Source organism: Marmoricola sp. OAE513, assembly GCF_040546585.1.
Lineage (GTDB): Bacteria > Actinomycetota > Actinomycetes > Propionibacteriales > Nocardioidaceae > Marmoricola.
This window is the reverse complement of the sequence record NZ_JBEPOC010000001.1, coordinates 3,540,953-3,557,548: the sequence shown is the minus strand read 5'-3', so window position 1 is coordinate 3,557,548 and position 16,596 is coordinate 3,540,953. Positions and strand designations below refer to the sequence as shown.

The window sequence follows — 16,596 nt, the reverse complement described above, 5'->3', positions numbered from 1 at the left end:
CTCAGTGGGCCGAGAGGGCCCGGGTGCCTCACGTCAACGCGTCGAGAGGTCACGCATGTACGGACTCGAGTCCGCCCGCGAGACGTCTGAGACCTCTCGGCGACCGCGGGCGGGACATCTGAGACCTCTCGGCGACCGCGGGCGGGACATCTGAGACCTCTCGGCGACCGCGGACGGGACATCTGAGACCTCTCGGCGACCGCGGACGGGACATCTGAGACCTCTCGGCGACCGCGGGCGGGACATCTGTGACCTCTCGGCCTAGGTGTCGTTCATGGCGGCGCGCAGACGGGTGTCGGAGACGGTCTGCTTGGTGCCGAGCTGCTGGGCCCACAGCGAGACCCGGTACTCCTCGATGAGCCAGCGCAGGCGCTCCAGCGCGAGACCCGGCGGACGCCCCGGCGGGAGCGCGGCGAGCCGCTGCTCGAGCCCGTTCTGGAATTCCGCGACCCGCGACATCCGCTCGAGATCCTTGGCCGGTGACTCGGGCAACCGCCGGTACCGCTCGTTGAGTGCGGCCAGGTAGCGCGGGACCTCGCGCAGCTGAGTGGTCCCGGCCTCGCTCACAAAGCCGGGGGCCAGCAGGCGGCCGTAGTGCTGACGCATGTCGTTCATCGACGCGAGCACCGCCATGTCGACCCGACCGTGCAGCAGCTTGTCGGTCTCCCGGGCCTCGGTGAGGATCCGGAGCACCAGACCGCGCACTCCCAGCGCCTGGTCGGCCACGACGGCGCGCACCCGGGAGACGAGCGCGTCGAAGGCAGCCTCGTCGCGCACCGGTTCGGTCAGGTCGCCGAACGCGGCCAGCACGCAGTCGGCCAGCAACGCCTTCACGTTGGGGTACGGCGAGCTGGCGAGCGTCAGCTTGGTGACGTTGTCCAGGCCGACCTCGAGGTCGGGTGCCGGGATCGCGAGCATCAGCAGCCGCCGTACGCCGCGCAGGTGCTGCGCTTCCTGCTCGGCCTCGGTGGCGAACACCTGGAGACCCACCGTCGTGCCCTCGTCGACCAGTGCCGGGAACCCGCGGACCTCGTGGCCGGCGCGGACCTGGCGGAACGAGGGCTCGATGGTCCCGAAGGTCCAGCTCCGCTGTCCGGTGGCGGTCATCCCCGACTCGGCGGCCGCTCCCGCCATCGCCTCGTCGAAGGACGCCCGCAGCGGACGCTTCAGCGCCTCCAGGTCCTTGCCCTCACCCAGCACGGCCCCGCTCTCGTCGACGATCCGGAACGACGGCTTCAGGTGCTCGGGCACCTTCTCCCAGTCCCACGCCTCGGCAGGCACCGCGACGCCGGTGAGAGCACGCAGGTGCCGGGTCAGGGCGTCGGTCAGCGCCTCCTCCCCTGGCGGGACGGCAGCGAGGAACCCCTTGGCCACGTTCGGCGCCGGCACGAAGTTCACCCGCAGGGCCTTCGGCAGCGACCGGAGCAGCGCGATCACGAGCTCCTCGCGCAACCCGGGAACGTGCCAGCTGAACGCACCGGCTCCGAGGTGGTTCAGGGTCGCCAGCGGTACGTCGATCCGGACCCCGTCCTGTGCCGATCCCGGCTCGAAGTGGTAGGCCAGCGGGAACTCCGTCGCCCCCTCCTGCCACAGGTCGGGGAAGTCGCGCGCGGTGACCTCGGCGGCCGTCTCGTGCAGCAGCATCGCCGGGTCGAAGGTCAGCAGGTCCGGGTTCTCGCGGCGCGCCTGCTTCCACCACCCGTCGAAGTGCGCGCCCGAGACGACGTCTGCCGGGACGCGGGCGTCGTAGAAGTCGAAGAGCGTGTGCTCGTCGACGACCAGGTCGCGGCGCCGTGCCCGGTGCTCGAGCTCCTCGGCCTGCTCGAGCAGCTCGCGGTTGGTCGCCAGGAAGCGGTGCCGCGAGTGCCACTCGCCGTAGACCAGCGCGTGCCGCAGGAACAGCTCACGCGCCAGCGCCTGGTCGTGCTTGCCGTAGTTGATCAACCGGTCGGCGACCAGCGGGACGCCGTACAGGGTGACCCGCTCGTGGGCCATCACCGCAGCGCGCTTCTTCGACCAGTGCGGCTCCGACCACGTGCGGGAGACCAGGTGCGCCGCTGCCCGCTCGACCCAGAGCGGGTCGACCGCTGCACACTGCCGCCCCCAGAGCCGGGAGGTCTCGACGAGCTCGGCGGCGATGATGAAGTCGGGCTGCTTCTTGAACAGCCCCGATCCCGGGAAGACCGAGAACCGGGTGCCCCGCGCGCCGAGGTAGTCGCGCCGGTCGGCGTCGCGCAGGCCGATGTGCGACAGCAACCCGGTGAGCAGCGCCTGGTGGATCTGGTCCTCGGCGTGCACCCCCGGCTCGGAGGGCTTGCCGACCTTCAGACCGACCTGCTTGGCGACCTGGCGCAGCTGGCTCTCGAAATCCTGCCACTCCCGGACCCGGACGTAGTTGAGGTACTCCGAACGGCACATCCGTCGGAACGCGCTGGACCCCAGAGCCTTCTGGTTCTCCCGGAGGTGGTCCCACAGGTTCAACCACGCCATGAAGTCCGAGCGCTGGTCGCGGAAGCGGCTGTGCTTCTCGTCCGCCTTCGCCTGCGCGTCCACGGGACGTTCTCGCGGGTCCTGGATCGAGAGCGCCGACGCGATCACCAGCACGTCGCGCAGGCACCCGAGGCGGTCGGCCTCGAGCAGCATCCGGCCCAGCTGCGGATCGATCGGCAGCCGGGCGAGGGCGCGGCCGACGCGGGTCAGCCGGGGCCGGGAATCGCGACCCGAACCGGCCGAGATCGCGCCGAGCTCCTCCAGCAGCGTCTTGCCGGCGCGGACGTTGCGCGGGTCCGGCGGCTCGACGAACGGGAACCGTCCGACGTCGCCGAGGCCGAGCGAGGTCATCTGCAGGATGACGCTCGCCAGCGTCGTGCGCAGGATCTCCGGCTCGGTGAACTCGGGACGGCTCTCAAAGTCCTCCTCGGAGTACAACCGGATCGCGATGCCGGCCTCGACGCGACCGCAGCGCCCCGACCGCTGGTTGGCCGAGGCCTGGCTGATCGGCTCGATCGGCAGGCGCTGCACCTTGGTGCGCACCGAGTAGCGGCTGATCCGGGCCACGCCGGTGTCGATCACGGCGGTGATGCCCGGAACGGTCAGCGACGTCTCCGCCACGTTGGTGGCCAGGACTACCCGGCGCCGCGAGTGCCGCTCGAAGACGCGGTGCTGCTCAGCAGCCGACAGCCGGGAGTACAGCGGTACGACGTCGAACCCGCGCGGGCCCTCCGAGCGCTTGCGCAGGACGTCCTCGGTGTCGCGGATCTCGCGCTCGCCGGGGAGGAACACGAGGATGTCGCCGTCGATCTCGGCCCGGAGCTCGTCGACGGCCGCGACGATGGCCTCGGTCTGGTCGCGGACCACGACCTCGCCGTCCTCGTCTTCCTCCTGCTGCTCGACCAGCGGCCGGTAGCGGATCTCGACCGGGTAGGTGCGGCCGGAGACCTCGATGATCGGCGCCGGCGTACCGTCCGCCGCCGCGAAGTGCTCGGCGAACCGTTCGGGGTCGATGGTGGCCGAGGTGATGATCACCTTGAGGTCCGGGCGTCGCGGCAGCAACCGCTTGAGGTACCCGAGGATGAAGTCGATGTTGAGGCTCCGCTCGTGAGCCTCGTCGATGATGATCGTGTCGTAGCGCTGCAGGTCGCGGTCGTGCTGCAGCTCGGCGAGCAGGATGCCGTCGGTCATCACCTTCACCCGCCCGGCCGACGAGGTCTTGTCGGTGAACCGCACCTGGTAGCCGATCACGTCACCGAGATCGGTCCCGAGCTCATCGGCGATCCGCTCGGCCACGCTGCGCGCGGCGATGCGTCGCGGTTGCGTGTGCCCGATCAGCTTGCCGTCACGGCCCCCGACGCCGCGGCCGAGCTCGAGACAGATCTTCGGCAGCTGGGTCGTCTTCCCCGAGCCGGTCTCCCCCGCGACGATGACCACCTGGTGGTCCCGGACGGCGACGGCGATGTCGCCACGGCGGGCCGAGACCGGGAGCTCGGCAGGGAAATGGATGCGCACAACCCCGCCATTCTCCCCAACGGCAACAGGCCCACGCCACTGGATAGCGGCGTGGGCCTGTCTCCGGCCGGGAACTGATCGGGTGCGGTCAGCCCGGGGTCTCGTCGTCCGGGGCGTTCTGGTTCCCGTTCTGCTGGTCGCTCTGGCCGCCACCCTGGCTGCCGTCCTGACCCCGCTGTTGCAGCGGCCCGTCGTTGCCGCCGCCGCGGGAGCCAGGGCCGTTGAACCCCGGACCGTTGAACCCCGGCCCACCGGGGAACCGCCCGTCGCGTCCCGGCCCGTCGGCGAACCGACCGACACGACGTACGTCGCCGTGGTCCTCGGAGGTCGCCGCCACGATCGCGGCACCGCCGGCCCCGCCGAGGAGCAGGGTCGCCACCCCGACGGCCACCAGGGCGCGGAGGGAGAAGACCCGGTCACGCAGGCGCGGGTCAGCGGGAGCAGGTGCAGGTGCAGGTTCTGTCGGTGGAGCCGCCACGGCCTCGTTCACCGTGGTCGGTTCGTCGTTCGCATCCCCGGGTCCGTCGGTGGGCACCTCGGCCGGGGTCTCGTCAGGTGTCTCGTTGTCTGCCATGCGATCCAGCATCCGGGACCTCCCTGTCAGAGGGCTGTGACCCGGCCAGGAGAACCTAGGAATTCGTTCACAGGTTTCTCACAGCCAAACCATGGCGAATCACGACACAGCCGGTCCAGGGTGGTCCCATGAGCACTGCACGTGGCCCCGAGCTGACCCGCCTCGACGGCAGCCCCCTGCGCGTCCTCGTCGTCGACGACGAGGCCAACATCGCCGAGCTCCTCCGGATGGCGCTGCGCTACGAGGGCTGGGAGGTCGAGGTCGCGTTGTCCGGCTCCAAGGCGGTGGCGGCCGCGCGCGCGTTCGCCCCGGACTCGATCGTCCTGGACATGATGCTCCCGGACTTCGACGGCATGGAGGTGCTGCGCCGCGTGCGCGCCGACGCCAACGACGTACCGGTGCTGTTCCTGACCGCCAAGGACGCTGTCGAGGACCGAATTGCCGGCCTGACGGCGGGCGGCGACGACTACGTGACCAAGCCGTTCTCGCTGGAGGAGGTCGTGGCCCGGCTGCGGGCGCTGATGCGACGCGCCGGCGCCCAGCAGACCGCTACCGACTCGGTGCTCTCGGTCGGCGACCTGGTCCTCAACGAGGACAGCCACGAGGTCGCCCGGGCCGGTACGGCGATCGCCCTGACAGCCACCGAGTTCGAGCTGCTGCGCTACCTGATGCGCAACCCGAAGCGCGTGCTGTCGAAGGCGCAGATCCTCGACCGCGTGTGGAACTACGATTTCGGCGGGCAGGCCAACGTGGTCGAGCTGTACATCTCCTACCTGCGCAAGAAGGTCGACGCCGGACGTGAGCCGATGATCCACACCATGCGCGGCGCCGGCTACGTCCTGAAGCCGGCCGAGTGAAGGTCCGCCGATGACCCTGGTCCCCCGCAGCCTGACCAGCAGACTGGTGGTGACGTCGGTCGCCCTGGTCGCGTTCGTCGCCGTCCTGGTCGCGCTCAGCGCGACGCTGGTGATGCGGGGGATCCTCACCGACCGCCTCGACGACCAGGTGCGCGACCAGATGCGGCGCGGCCCCGGCCCCTCGCTCCAGATCGGCGACAGGGGCGACGACACCCCCGGCGGTGTCCCCGGTCCGGTGATCGGCGGCGCCGGGACCAACAACCTCCAGTTCGTCGGCACGTTGTTCGCCGCCGTCAACGATACCGGGTCCACCACGCTCCTGGCCGGTCGGATCTCCACCCGGGAGGGCAGCAAAGCCCTGAGCTCCGCCTCGATCAAGCGCCTCGCGAAGATCCCCCAGGACGGCAAGGCGCACTCCACCGACGTGCTCGGCCAGACCTACCGGGTCCAGGTCGAGCGCTCGCCCACGGGCGAGATCCGCATCGTCGGGCTGCCCACCGACGACATGGACGAGACGTTGGGCAGCCTGATCAGCACCTTCGCACTGCTCACGCTGATCGGCGTGGTGGCCGCGGCGGTGGCCGGCACCGGCTTGGTGCGGCACCAGCTCCGGCCGCTGCGCGCCGTCGCCGACACCGCCCGCGAGGTCGCCGACCAGGACCTCTCCAGCGGGGAGACCACGATCACCACCCGGGTCGACGCCGGCCTCGCCGACTCGGCCAACGAGGTGGGCCAGGTCGGCTCCGCCCTCAACACGCTGCTCGACCACGTCGACAGCGCACTGGCCGCGCGTCACCGCAGCGAGCAGCAGGTCCGGCAGTTCGTCGCCGACGCCTCGCACGAGCTGCGCACCCCGTTGTCCACCATCCACGGGTACGCCGAGCTGTCCCGCCGTACGCCGGACGACCCGGCCGTGCTGTCCACCGCCCTCAACAAGGTCGAGACCGAGGCCGGCCGGATGTCGGCCCTGGTCGAGGACCTCCTCCTGCTCGCCCGTCTCGACGCAGGGCGGCCCCTGGCCAGAGACGAGGTCGACCTGACCCGCCTGCTCCTCGAGGCGGTCGCCGACGCCCGCGTGCTGGCGCCCGAGCACCACTGGCGCCTGGACCTGCCCGAGGAGCCGGTGACCGTGACCGGGGACGACGCCCGGCTGCACCAGGTCGTCACCAACCTGCTGAACAACGCACGCAACCACACCCCCGCCGGAACGACCGTCACCGTCGGAGTCGCGCGCGCCGAGGACGGAGGCGTGCAGATCGACGTGCACGACGACGGCCCCGGGCTGCCCGAGGACATCAGCCAGGCAGCGTTCGAGCGCTTCACCCGCGGCGACAGCAGCCGTACCCGTGCCTCGGGCGGCGCCGGCCTTGGGTTGTCGCTGGTCAGCGCCATCACCGAGGCGCACGGCGGCACCGCGAGCGTGCGTTCGCAACCCGGCAGCACAACCTTCACCGTCGCGTTGCCCTAGGCCCCCCGGGGCGTCGCCAAGTCGCTGATTCCCGGCTCCCCGCGCCAGTAGGATCCGACGTATGAAGATCGCGATCGCCGGCACCGGCTACGTGGGCCTGTCCAACGCGGTGATCCTCGCGCAGCACCACGAGGTCTGGGCGCTCGACCTGGATGCCGAGAAGGTCGCGACCATCAACGCGAAGCGGTCCCCGATCGTGGACGCGGAGATCGAGGAGTACCTCGCCACCAAGCCGCTGAACCTGACTGCGACCCTCGACCAGCAGGCGGCCTTCTCCGGCGCGACGTTCGTGGTGGTCGCGACGCCGACGAACTACGACGAGCGCACCAACTACTTCGACACCAGCTCGGTGGAGTCCGTCGTGGCCGACGTCCTGCGGATCCAGCCCGACGCGACTGTCGTGATCAAGTCCACCGTGCCGGTCGGCTTCACCGGCGGACTGCGCGAGCGGCACCCCGGGGCGTCCATCATCTTCTCCCCCGAGTTCCTCCGTGAGGGCTACGCGCTCTACGACAACCTGCACCCGTCCCGGATCATCGTGGGCTCCGAGCTCGAACCCGCGCACCGGTTCGCCGAACTGCTCGTCGAGGGCGCGATCCGCAAGGACGTACCGGTGCTGTTCACCGGATCGACCGAGGCCGAGGCGATCAAGCTGTTCGCCAACACCTACCTGGCCCTGCGGGTCGCCTACTTCAACGAGCTGGACACCTACGCGGTCAGCCACCAGCTCGACACCCGCCAGATCATCGAGGGTGTCGGCCTCGACCCGCGTGTCGGCAAGGGCTACAACAACCCCTCCTTCGGGTACGGCGGCTACTGCCTCCCCAAGGACACCCGCCAGCTGCAGGCCAACTACCGCGAGGTCCCGCAGAACCTGATCAGCGCGATCGTCGACGCCAACACGACCCGCAAGGACTTCATCGCCGACGACGTCCTGCGGCGCAACCCGCAGACGGTCGGCATCTACCGCCTGACGATGAAGGCCGGGTCGGACAACTTCCGCGAGTCCGCCGTCCAGGGCGTGATGAAGCGGATCAAGGCCAAGGGCATCGAGGTCGTCATCTACGAACCGGCTCTCGAGGACGAGACGTTCTTCAACTCCGAGGTCATCACCGACCTCGACGAGTTCAAGAAGCGCTCCGACGTGATCATCGCCAACCGTCGTACCGAGGACCTCGCGGACTCCGGCGACAAGGTCTACACGCGCGACATCTACGGCAACGACGAGTAGGTCAGCTCAGCACGCACCTCGCCAGGTTTCGACACGCTCGGTCGCCGAGCTCGTTCCTCGCCTCGGCGCTCGCTGCTCAACCACCATCGATGGAGTCCGCAGACGCGTCCTCCATCAGGCCAGCACGATCGCCGGCAGCGCCTTCGCCAGACGCTCCAGCAGCTCCTCGCGGCTGATGCCGCGCGGGTCGGTGACCCAGTCGATGATGACGACCTCGAGCATGGCCGCCCACCCGTTCACGAGCATCCTCATCGTCGGCGAGTCCGACAGCCCGAGCGCCGCCAGCCCCTCGGGACCGGTGACCTCGAAGATCCGGTCGGTCAGGGCGCGACGGCCCTCCTCGTAGAGCGCACGGAGCTCCTCGTTGCCACCGGAAGCAGCGCGGACCAGCGAGACGTAGCCGGTGAAGTTCTCCGCGACGTAGTCGACGTACGCGCCGATCGAGACCGCGAGCTGCTCCAGCGGGTCGTCGATGTCGCGGGGCGCGGTGATCGCGACCAGGTCCTCCACGGCCCGCCGGACGACGGCGACGTGGAACTCCTGCTTGTTGCCGAAGTAGTGGTAGAGCAAGCCGCGCGAGATCCCCGCCTCCTCGGCGAGCACCTCGATGGAGATCTCCTCCAGGGTGCGGGTGGAGAGCAAGCGGGTGCCGAGCTCGAGCAGCTGCTCGCGTCGGCTCTCCGGGGACATCCGAAGTCGCCCGCTCCTCGATCCGCTGCTGGCCGTCATGTGGGCTACATTACTGAACATCAGTCAATAACGCTATTGACGTTCGTTCAACAGGGTTTAGGATCTTCAGCATGACAACCCAGACCTCCACTCTCCCCGAGCGCGTCCGCGTCCTGGTGATCGGCGCCGGCTTCGCCGGACTCGGAGCGGCCATCAAGCTCGAGGAGGCCGGCCACGCCGACTTCCTGGTCATCGACAAGGGAGAGAGCGTCGGCGGCACCTGGCGCGACAACACCTACCCCGGTGCCGCCTGCGACGTACCGAGCCAGCTGTACTCGTTCTCCTTCGCCCCGAACCCGAACTGGTCGCGCTCGTTCTCCCCTCAGCCCGAGATTCACGCCTACCTGCAGGACGTCGCCCAGAAGTCCGGCGTGCTGGACCGCTTCCGCTTCGGCGTGACGGTGCAGGACGCCGCCTGGGACGAGACCGACCAGGCCTGGACCGTGGTCACCAGCGCCGGCACCGTCATCACCGACGTGCTGATCAGCGGTGCGGGCGGCCTCTCGGAGCCGAAGAACCCCGACATCAAGGGCATCGACGACTTCGGTGGCCAGATCTTCCACACCGCCCGCTGGGACCACGACACCGACCTGACCGGGAAGCGCGTGGCGATCATCGGCACCGGCGCCTCCGCGATCCAGGTGATCCCGGAGATCGCCAAGACCGTCGGCCACCTCGACGTCTACCAGCGCACGGCTCCCTGGGTGATGCCGCGCCACGACCGCGCGTACACCGGCATCGAGCGCCTCGGCTTCAAGCTGGTCCCGGGCCTGCAGAAGCTCTACCGGACCGCGATCTACTGGGGTCGCGAGACCTACGTGCCGGGCTTCGTCCGCGCACCGAAGATCCTCACCCTCGCGAAGACGATGGCGCTCGGCAACATCAAGAAGGGCATCAGCGACCCCGACCTGCAGGCGAAGGTCACCCCCGACTTCGCGATCGGCTGCAAGCGGATCCTGATCTCGAACACGTACTACCCGGCACTTGCCCAGGACAACGTCGAGGTGATCACCGACGGCATCGCCGAGATCACCCCGACCGGTGTGGTCACGCGCGACGGCGTGTCCCGTGACGTCGACGTCCTCATCGTGGCCACCGGGTTCCACACGACCGACCAGCCGATCGCGCACCACATCAAGGGCCGCGACGGCCGCACCCTGGCCGACGTGTGGTCCGTCGGCGGGATGGCGCAGTACAAGGGCACCACCACCTCGGGCTTCCCGAACCTGTTCCAGATCGTCGGCGCGAACGTGGGCCTCGGCCACTCGAGCATGGTGTTCATGATCGAGAGCCAGGTGAACTACATCGTCTCGGCCCTCCAGCAGATGGGCGCCGGCCAGATCTCCTCGCTCGAGCCCACCGTCGAGGCACAGACGGAGTGGTCCGAGGACCTGCACCGCCGGATGCAGACCACGGTGTGGAGCACCGGCGGCTGCGCGAGCTGGTACCTCGACGAGCACGGCCGCAACACCACGCTCTGGCCGCGGACCACGTTCGCGTTCCGGCAGCTGCTCCGCGAGTTCGACATCGACAAGTACGTGGTGACCGCCCGGTCCACCGCCCCCACCCACAGCACCGAGGAGAAGGTCGCATTATGAAGTCTTTCGAGGACAAGGTCGTCGTCATCACCGGTGCCGGCGGAGGCATGGGTCGCGAGATGGCTCTGTACGCCGCCCGCGAGGGGGCACTGCTCGCCATCTCCGACTGGAACGCCGAGTCGCTCGCCGAGACCGTCGACCTGGTCAAGGAGATCGGCGCCGAGGTCCGCAGCGACGTCATCGACGTCTCCGACCGCGCCGCGATGGGCACCTGGGCCACGGCGGTCGCCGAGCAGTTCGGGCGCGTGAACGTCGTGGTCAACAACGCCGGCGTCACCGTCACGGGCGACTTCGAGGAGATGTCGTACGAGGACTTCGACTGGATCGTCGGGGTCAACTTCAACGGCGTCGTCAACGGCACCAAGGAGTTCCTGCCGCACCTGATCGCCTCGGGCGACGGCGCGCTGGTGAACATCTCCAGCCTCTTCGGTCTGATCTCCATGCCCGGCCAGACCGCCTACAACGCCACCAAGTACGCCGTGCGCGGCTTCACCGAGGCGCTCCGCGAGGAGATGCTGATCAACAAGCACAACGTCTCGGTGACCTGCGTGCACCCGGGCGGCATCAAGACCGGCATCTCCCGCAACGGCCGCAAGACCGCCAGCCAGGACGGCGCGAAGCTCGACGAGCTCTTCGACAAGAAGCTCGCCCGGATGACCGCAGAGAAGGCCGCGAGGATCATTCTCGACGGCACCAAGAAGAAGCAGGCGCGCGTGCTCGTCGGCATCGACGCGCACATCATCCACCACGCCGCGAAGCTCGCCGGCTCGCGCTACCAGGACTTCGTGGCCTGGGGCAGCCCGCGCGTCGTCCCCAAGAAGAAGCGCTGACCTGGCAGGGATGTGCCAGCCCTGAACGCCGACCTGGCAGCGATGTGCACACATTGGTGCCAGGTCGGCGCGGTTGGAAGGCACATTGGTGCCAGGTCGGCGCGGTTGGAAGGCACATCGCTGCCGGGTCGGCACGGTTCGGAGGCACATCGGTGCCGGGTCGGCGCACTAGGCTCCGACCGTGAGTGCCTCTGAGCTGCGCACCGTGCGCGTCCTGACCCGGAAGTGGCCCGACAGCCCGCACTGGGAGTTCGACGCGATCCGGCTGGGGGTGGACGCGCACGGGCACTGGGTCGGCGTGCCGAAGGGCACCTGGCTCTCCAAGCCCGACAAGGGCTTCACCGCCACCGCGGACCACGTCGTGCTGCTCCCCCACGACGCCTGGTGGGTCGCGACGATCTACGGCGACGACGCCGAGCGCCCGATGGACGTGTACGTCGACATGACCACCCCCTGCGTCTGGGCCGACGACGAGACCACCGTGACCTGCGTCGACCTGGACCTCGACGTCATCCGCGGTGTCGACGGTGAGGTCTGGGTCGACGACGAGGACGAGTTCGCCGAGCACCAGGTGCGCTACGGCTACCCCGCCGACGTCGTCGCAGGCGCCGAGGCCAGCTGCGCCGAGGTCTTCGCGGAGCTCACCGCGCGCAGCGGAGCGTTCGACGGGGTCGCACTGGGCTGGCTCGCCCGGCTGCGCTCGAAGCTCGGGTAGTCCCCACCGGGGAGCACCACGCGCGCTCTCGGAATGGTGTCCTCAGGTGGGGACTATCCCAGCTGGCCCGTGTACGGGTCGCGGTCGGTGATGCAGTAGAGCGCGCCGGCGGGGTCGCGCAGCACCGTCCAGTGGTGGCGGGTGGTCTCCACCCGCGCGCCGAGGGTGCGGTGCCGCTCGGTCTCCGCGGCCCGGTCGCTGGTGGCGATGTCGAGGTGGGCCCGCGCGGGTCCCTCGCTCTCGTCGAGCCGCTGGAGCAGGATCCGCAACGGCATCGCGTCGGGTCGCACCAGGTAGCGGAACTCCGGACGTGACCCGTCGCGCAGCTCCCAGCCGGTCTGCTCGGCCCAGAACGCGCACTCCTCGTCGTACGCCGGCGCCGGGATGTCGATCGTCACCTGGTCGACCAGGCTGGTGTGCCCCGAGGCCCAGATCCGCGGGAGCGGACGGGTCTCCGTCTCGCCCTCGTTGAGGCAGAACGGCAGACCCGCGGGCGACCGGCCCGGGACCCACGTGCCGTCGGCCGCGTGCAGGTCCACGTGCACGCCCGCGGGCCCGGAGGCGATGCGCTGCAACCGCAGGTACGCCGCTCCGTCCGGCGGCAGGAAGGTGGAGAACTCCTCGTCGGCTCCCCTGGCGCGCGACATCGTCGCGCCGGTCACGCCGCACCAGAACGAGGCGGCCACGTCGTGGCGCGACGCGGGGACGTCGAGGAACGCGGTGATCCAGTCTGTCGTCACGCATCTCATGGTTCCACGTGGGAGCATTCTCGTGTGGTCATCGACTTCAGCGGCTCGCCGCGGCCGACGCTCGGGGTCGAGTGGGAGTTCGCGCTCGTCGACCACACCACCCGCGACCTGGTGAATGCCGCCTCCGAGCTCTTCGACCTCGTCACCGCCAAGCACGGGCCGCAGCCCCAGCTGCACAAGGAGCTGCTGCTCAACACCGTCGAGCTGGTCACCGGCATCTGCGAGAACACCGACCAGGCGATCGCCGAGCTGGTCGACCTGCTCGCCAAGGTCGTGCCGGCCGCCACCGAGCTGGGCGTCGACCTGTTCAGCGCCGGCACCCACCCGTTCGCCGCCTGGTCGGACCAGCTGATCACCCCGGGCAAGCGCTACGAGGAGCTGATGGCGCGCACCCAGTGGTGGGGTCAGCAGATGCTCATCTGGGGCGTGCACGTCCACGTCGGCGTCCGCCCGGACCAGGTCATGCCGATCGTGTCGTCCTTGCTGAACTGGTACCCGCACCTGCAGGCGCTCTCCGCCTCCTCGCCCGTCTGGGCAGGCCACGACACCGGCTACGCCAGCAACCGGGCGATGATGTTCCAGCAGCTGCCGACCGCGGGGTTGCCGTTCCAGTTCGACACCTGGCCGGAGTTCGAGGCGTACGCCGAGGACCTGCTCACCACGGGCGTCATCGACGAGGTCGACGAGATCCGCTGGGACGTCCGCCCCGCGCCACGGACCGGCACCGTGGAGGTCCGGATCTGCGACGGCGTCTCCACGCTGTGGGAGATGCGCGCACTGGTCGCCCTCACCCACTGCCTGGTCGTCGACCTGTCCGAACGGCTCGATGCCGGCGAGAAGCTGCCGACGATGCCCCCGTGGCACGTCCAGGAGAACAAGTGGCGCGCGGCACGCTACGGCCTGGATGCCTGGATCATCCTGGACGCCGCCTCCAACGAGCGGCTGCTGCGCGATGACCTCGCCGACCTCCTGCTCCGGCTCGAGCCGGTGGCCGAGCGCCTCGGGTGCGCCGAGGACCTCGTGCTGGTCAACGAGATCACCCGGCTCGGGGCGTCGTACCAGCGGCAGCGCGCGGTGGCCGAGGCGACCGGCGGGGACCTGCTCGCCGTGGTCGAGTCGATCGTCCGCGAGCTGTAGGTTTCGTCAGGCTCAACCACCCGGAGGCCCAACCACCGGGAGGCTCAACCACCGGAAGCATGCTCAACCACCGGCGATCGGCGGGATCTGGTCGGTCGCCTCGAGCGGATCCATCCCGCTGACCGCCAGCAGGTCCGCGATCATCGACCGCACGCTGGCCAGCACCACCTCGGCCGACAGCACCGCGGTGCGCTCGAGCTCCGAGCTGTGCCGGCCGAGCGCGATCAGCGGCTCCTGCATGCTGACCGCCATCCGGTTCGCCCTGAGCTCGCCGGCCAGGGCGTCGGTCGCACCGGCCAGGTCACGCAGGAACACCGCGTAGCCCTGCGGGATGGGCTCGTGCCGGTAGCAGGCGACGGCGACACGGCGGGCGACGACCCGGGTGTTGCGCAGCGCGAAGTCCAGCGGCTCGACCAGGTCGACCATCCGGCGTACGCCGTCGCGGTGACGCCAGCGGAACGGTGAGGAGGCGAGCACCGAGAGGCCCTCGTCGGCCGCAGCGCGCAGCTCCGCGATCAGCGCGTCGGTGGAGCGCGCGTCGGCGAGCGTGTCCATCGCCCGATCGACGTCACCGTCCTCGATCCGGTCGGCCGAGTCGCGCAGCAGCCCGGAGATCTTGCGGACGACGACCGAGGCCTGTTCCCGTGGCCGCCGCAGCGGCGCCCGCGGCACGACGGTCGCGGCCACCAGGGCCACCCCTCCCGATCAGGGCGTCGCTCCAGCGCAGGAACGCCTGGCCCGGGTCCGGGACCAGCGTGCTCACCACGATCGCCTGGACGGCTGCCTGGGTCACGAAGATCGCACCGGCGTCCAGCAGCAGAGCCGAGACCATCGCCAGGCTCACGATCAAGGCGATCTGCCAGCCGCCCGAACCGAGCAGGTGCGTCAGGGCGTCGCCGAGGAACACCCCGATGGCGACGCCGAGGGTCACCTCGGCGACCCGCCGCAACCGCTGCCCGTACGACGTACCGAGGCTGACGACCGCGGCGATCGGCGCGAAGAACGGCTGGGTGTGACCGACCAGGTCGGCCGCGACGAACCAGGCGACCCCGGCCGCGATCGCGCACTGGCCGACCTGCCAGGACTTCGAGCGCAGACGGGCCACGCGGGCCCGGGCCGAGAGCCGGCCGCGGGTCAGCGCGTGGTCGAGAGCGGGGTGGGCGCTACTTCTTCCCACCACGGCCGTGCAGCATGGCGATCATCTTGCCGAGCTGCTCCTCGGCCTTCTCGGTCCGCTGGAACGTGGTCAGCGCGATCAGCGGCTTCATACGCTGCCGGGTGATCGCGTGCGCGTAGGTGAACTCCTTGAGCCCGTCGGGACCGTGGATCCGACCGAAGCCCGAGTCGCCGACCCCACCGAACGGCAGCGACGGGACACCGGCGAAGGTGATCACGCCGTTGATCGCGGTCATGCCGACGCGCAGCTTCTCCGCGATCTGCATGCCGTTGCGCTTGCTGAACACCGAGGAGCCGAGCGCGTACTTGGACGCGTTGGTCAGCGCGACCGCCTCGTCCATGCTCTTCACCTTGGTGACCGTCATCGTCGGGCCGAAGGTCTCCTCGGTCACCGCCGCCGAGGTCTCCGGTACGTCGACGAGGATCACCGGCTGCACGAAGCGGTCACCGACCGATTCCGGTCCTCCGAGGACGGCCTTGCCGCCCGAGGCGAGGGCGTCGTCGATGTGCCGCTTGATGATGTTCAGCTGGCTCGGCATCGTGATCGGCCCGATCTTGGCGTCCGCGTCGTTGTTCGCGTGCACCTCCTTGGTGCGGGCGACGACCTGCTCGAGGAACTCGTCGTAGACCTTCTCGTGCACGTAGACACGCTCCACGCCGGCACAGGTCTGGCCGGCATTCGCGTTCGCGCCCCACACGGCCCCGTCGACAGCGGCCTCGATGTCAGCGTCGACGTCGACGATCAGAGCGTCCTTGCCGCCCGCCTCGATGAGCACCGGGGTCAGCGACTCCGAGCAGGCCGCCATCACCCGCTTGCCGGTCGCGGTCGAGCCCGTGAACGCGACCTTGTTGACGCCCGAGCGGCACAGTGCGGCGCCGGTCTCACCCAAGCCGGTGACGACCTGGAACACCGGCTGCTCGAAGACCTCGTTGGCGGTCTTCTCCAACCACGCACCGACGCCCGGGGTGTACTCGCTCGGCTTGAACACGACGGCGTTCCCGGCGGCGAGCGCGTAGGCGATCGAACCCATCGGCGTGAAGACCGGGTAGTTCCACGGACCGATCACACCGATGACGCCGAGCGGGGCGTACTCGACGGTGGCCTTCTGGTTGGCCATCACCAGGCCGCTGGGCACCTTGTGCCGACCGAGCACCTTCTTGGCGTGCCCGGCGGCCCACGCGAGGTGATCGATCGCCAGGGCGCACTCGAGCATCGCGTCACCCTGGGGCTTGCCGGTCTCGGCCTGCATCACCGCGGCGAGCTCGTCGATGCGGTTCGTGATGAGGCTCTTCCAGGCGTTCAGACGGGTCTTTCGATCGGCGAAGCTGAGGCCGGACCACCAGGTCGCCGCCTTCCGGGCACGCTCGACCGCAGCCTGGACGTCGGCCTCGCTCGCGATCGGGTGGGTCGCCACCACGGCTCCCGTGCGCGGGTCGAGCGAGTCGAAGGTCGCAGCGGTGCGGGTGCCGGTCGGTTCGGTGATCGTCATGATCAGAACATACTCCGGGATACGCCCGAAGGGCACC

The 16,596-nt window shown here is 69.8% G+C and carries 14 protein-coding genes; 7 read left to right on the top strand and 7 right to left on the bottom strand.

All coding sequences use genetic code 11. From position 1 onward, the window contains the following. Positions 1-261 precede the first annotated feature (261 nt). Positions 262-4,005, bottom strand: a complete 3,744-nt coding sequence (hrpA, locus tag ABIE44_RS17765) for an ATP-dependent RNA helicase HrpA (RefSeq protein ID WP_209714460.1) — start codon at positions 4,003-4,005, stop codon at positions 262-264. 88 nt (positions 4,006-4,093) lie between these two features. After that, positions 4,094-4,579, bottom strand: coding sequence for a hypothetical protein (locus ABIE44_RS17760; RefSeq protein WP_209714462.1), 486 nt, complete (start codon positions 4,577-4,579; stop codon positions 4,094-4,096). A 128-nt stretch (positions 4,580-4,707) separates the two neighbouring features. Between ABIE44_RS17760 and ABIE44_RS17755 the strand changes: the two genes are divergently transcribed. The 3 genes from ABIE44_RS17755 (at position 4,708) to ABIE44_RS17745 (ending at position 8,135) form a co-directional block, all read left to right on the top strand. Further along, positions 4,708-5,436, top strand: a complete 729-nt coding sequence (locus tag ABIE44_RS17755) for a response regulator transcription factor (protein ID WP_354438263.1) — start codon at positions 4,708-4,710, stop codon at positions 5,434-5,436. Positions 5,437-5,446: 10 nt separating this feature from the next. After that, positions 5,447-6,904 (top strand): sensor histidine kinase, encoded by a 1,458-nt coding sequence (locus ABIE44_RS17750; protein WP_209714464.1) that lies wholly within the window; start codon positions 5,447-5,449, stop codon positions 6,902-6,904. 61 nt (positions 6,905-6,965) lie between these two features. After that, on the top strand, positions 6,966-8,135 hold the full coding sequence (locus tag ABIE44_RS17745) for a nucleotide sugar dehydrogenase (RefSeq protein ID WP_209714466.1): 1,170 nt from the start codon (positions 6,966-6,968) through the stop codon (positions 8,133-8,135). A gap of 114 nt (positions 8,136-8,249) precedes the next feature. Here ABIE44_RS17745 and ABIE44_RS17740 read toward each other — a convergent pair whose 3' ends face one another. Then, positions 8,250-8,864: a TetR/AcrR family transcriptional regulator gene (locus ABIE44_RS17740; RefSeq protein WP_209714468.1), complete on the bottom strand. Its 615-nt coding sequence runs from the start codon at positions 8,862-8,864 to the stop codon at positions 8,250-8,252. Between the two features lie 71 nt (positions 8,865-8,935). On the opposite strand from ABIE44_RS17740, the gene ABIE44_RS17735 reads away from it, so the two are divergent. From ABIE44_RS17735 to ABIE44_RS17725, 3 genes are all read left to right on the top strand, one after another. Continuing rightward, positions 8,936-10,462, top strand: coding sequence for a flavin-containing monooxygenase (locus ABIE44_RS17735; RefSeq protein ID WP_209714470.1), 1,527 nt, complete (start codon positions 8,936-8,938; stop codon positions 10,460-10,462). Then, complete coding sequence (locus tag ABIE44_RS17730; protein ID WP_209714472.1) at positions 10,459-11,292, top strand: SDR family NAD(P)-dependent oxidoreductase; 834 nt, start codon at positions 10,459-10,461, stop codon at positions 11,290-11,292. The genes ABIE44_RS17735 and ABIE44_RS17730 overlap by 4 nt, the downstream gene beginning before the upstream one ends. Before the next feature lie 181 nt (positions 11,293-11,473). Beyond that, positions 11,474-12,007, top strand: coding sequence for a DUF402 domain-containing protein (locus ABIE44_RS17725; RefSeq protein ID WP_209714474.1), 534 nt, complete (start codon positions 11,474-11,476; stop codon positions 12,005-12,007). Positions 12,008-12,060: 53 nt separating this feature from the next. Here ABIE44_RS17725 and ABIE44_RS17720 read toward each other — a convergent pair whose 3' ends face one another. Further along, on the bottom strand, positions 12,061-12,747 hold the full coding sequence (locus tag ABIE44_RS17720) for a VOC family protein (protein WP_209714476.1): 687 nt from the start codon (positions 12,745-12,747) through the stop codon (positions 12,061-12,063). A gap of 33 nt (positions 12,748-12,780) precedes the next feature. Between ABIE44_RS17720 and ABIE44_RS17715 the strand changes: the two genes are divergently transcribed. Then, positions 12,781-13,893 (top strand): glutamate--cysteine ligase, encoded by a 1,113-nt coding sequence (locus ABIE44_RS17715; RefSeq protein ID WP_209714478.1) that lies wholly within the window; start codon positions 12,781-12,783, stop codon positions 13,891-13,893. 63 nt (positions 13,894-13,956) lie between these two features. On the opposite strand, the gene ABIE44_RS17710 is transcribed toward ABIE44_RS17715, so the two are convergent. The 3 genes from ABIE44_RS17710 to ABIE44_RS17700 are packed head-to-tail and all read right to left on the bottom strand — an operon-like array spanning position 13,957 to position 16,559. Beyond that, positions 13,957-14,580: a hypothetical protein gene (locus tag ABIE44_RS17710; RefSeq protein WP_354438262.1), complete on the bottom strand. Its 624-nt coding sequence runs from the start codon at positions 14,578-14,580 to the stop codon at positions 13,957-13,959. Continuing rightward, positions 14,462-15,073 carry an FUSC family protein gene (locus ABIE44_RS17705; RefSeq protein ID WP_354438261.1) on the bottom strand — a complete coding sequence of 204 codons (612 nt, stop codon included), beginning with the start codon at positions 15,071-15,073 and terminating at the stop codon, positions 14,462-14,464. Before ABIE44_RS17705 ends, ABIE44_RS17710 begins: the two co-directional genes overlap by 119 nt. Continuing rightward, positions 15,057-16,559 (bottom strand): aldehyde dehydrogenase family protein, encoded by a 1,503-nt coding sequence (locus tag ABIE44_RS17700; RefSeq protein ID WP_209714480.1) that lies wholly within the window; start codon positions 16,557-16,559, stop codon positions 15,057-15,059. Before ABIE44_RS17700 ends, ABIE44_RS17705 begins: the two co-directional genes overlap by 17 nt. Positions 16,560-16,596 lie beyond the last annotated feature (37 nt).

Excerpts from the sequence above, each read along its gene's own strand:
- ABIE44_RS17760 (WP_209714462.1), bottom strand. The coding sequence starts at position 4,579 with ATGGCAGACAACGAGACACCTGACGAGACCCCGGCCGAGGTGCCCACC.
- ABIE44_RS17755 (WP_354438263.1), top strand. The coding sequence starts at position 4,708 with ATGAGCACTGCACGTGGCCCCGAGCTGACCCGCCTCGACGGCAGCCCC.
- ABIE44_RS17750 (WP_209714464.1), top strand. The coding sequence starts at position 5,447 with ATGACCCTGGTCCCCCGCAGCCTGACCAGCAGACTGGTGGTGACGTCG.
- ABIE44_RS17745 (WP_209714466.1), top strand. The coding sequence starts at position 6,966 with ATGAAGATCGCGATCGCCGGCACCGGCTACGTGGGCCTGTCCAACGCG.
- ABIE44_RS17740 (WP_209714468.1), bottom strand. The coding sequence starts at position 8,864 with ATGACGGCCAGCAGCGGATCGAGGAGCGGGCGACTTCGGATGTCCCCG.
- ABIE44_RS17735 (WP_209714470.1), top strand. The coding sequence starts at position 8,936 with ATGACAACCCAGACCTCCACTCTCCCCGAGCGCGTCCGCGTCCTGGTG.
- ABIE44_RS17730 (WP_209714472.1), top strand. The coding sequence starts at position 10,459 with ATGAAGTCTTTCGAGGACAAGGTCGTCGTCATCACCGGTGCCGGCGGA.
- ABIE44_RS17700 (WP_209714480.1), bottom strand. The coding sequence starts at position 16,559 with ATGACGATCACCGAACCGACCGGCACCCGCACCGCTGCGACCTTCGAC.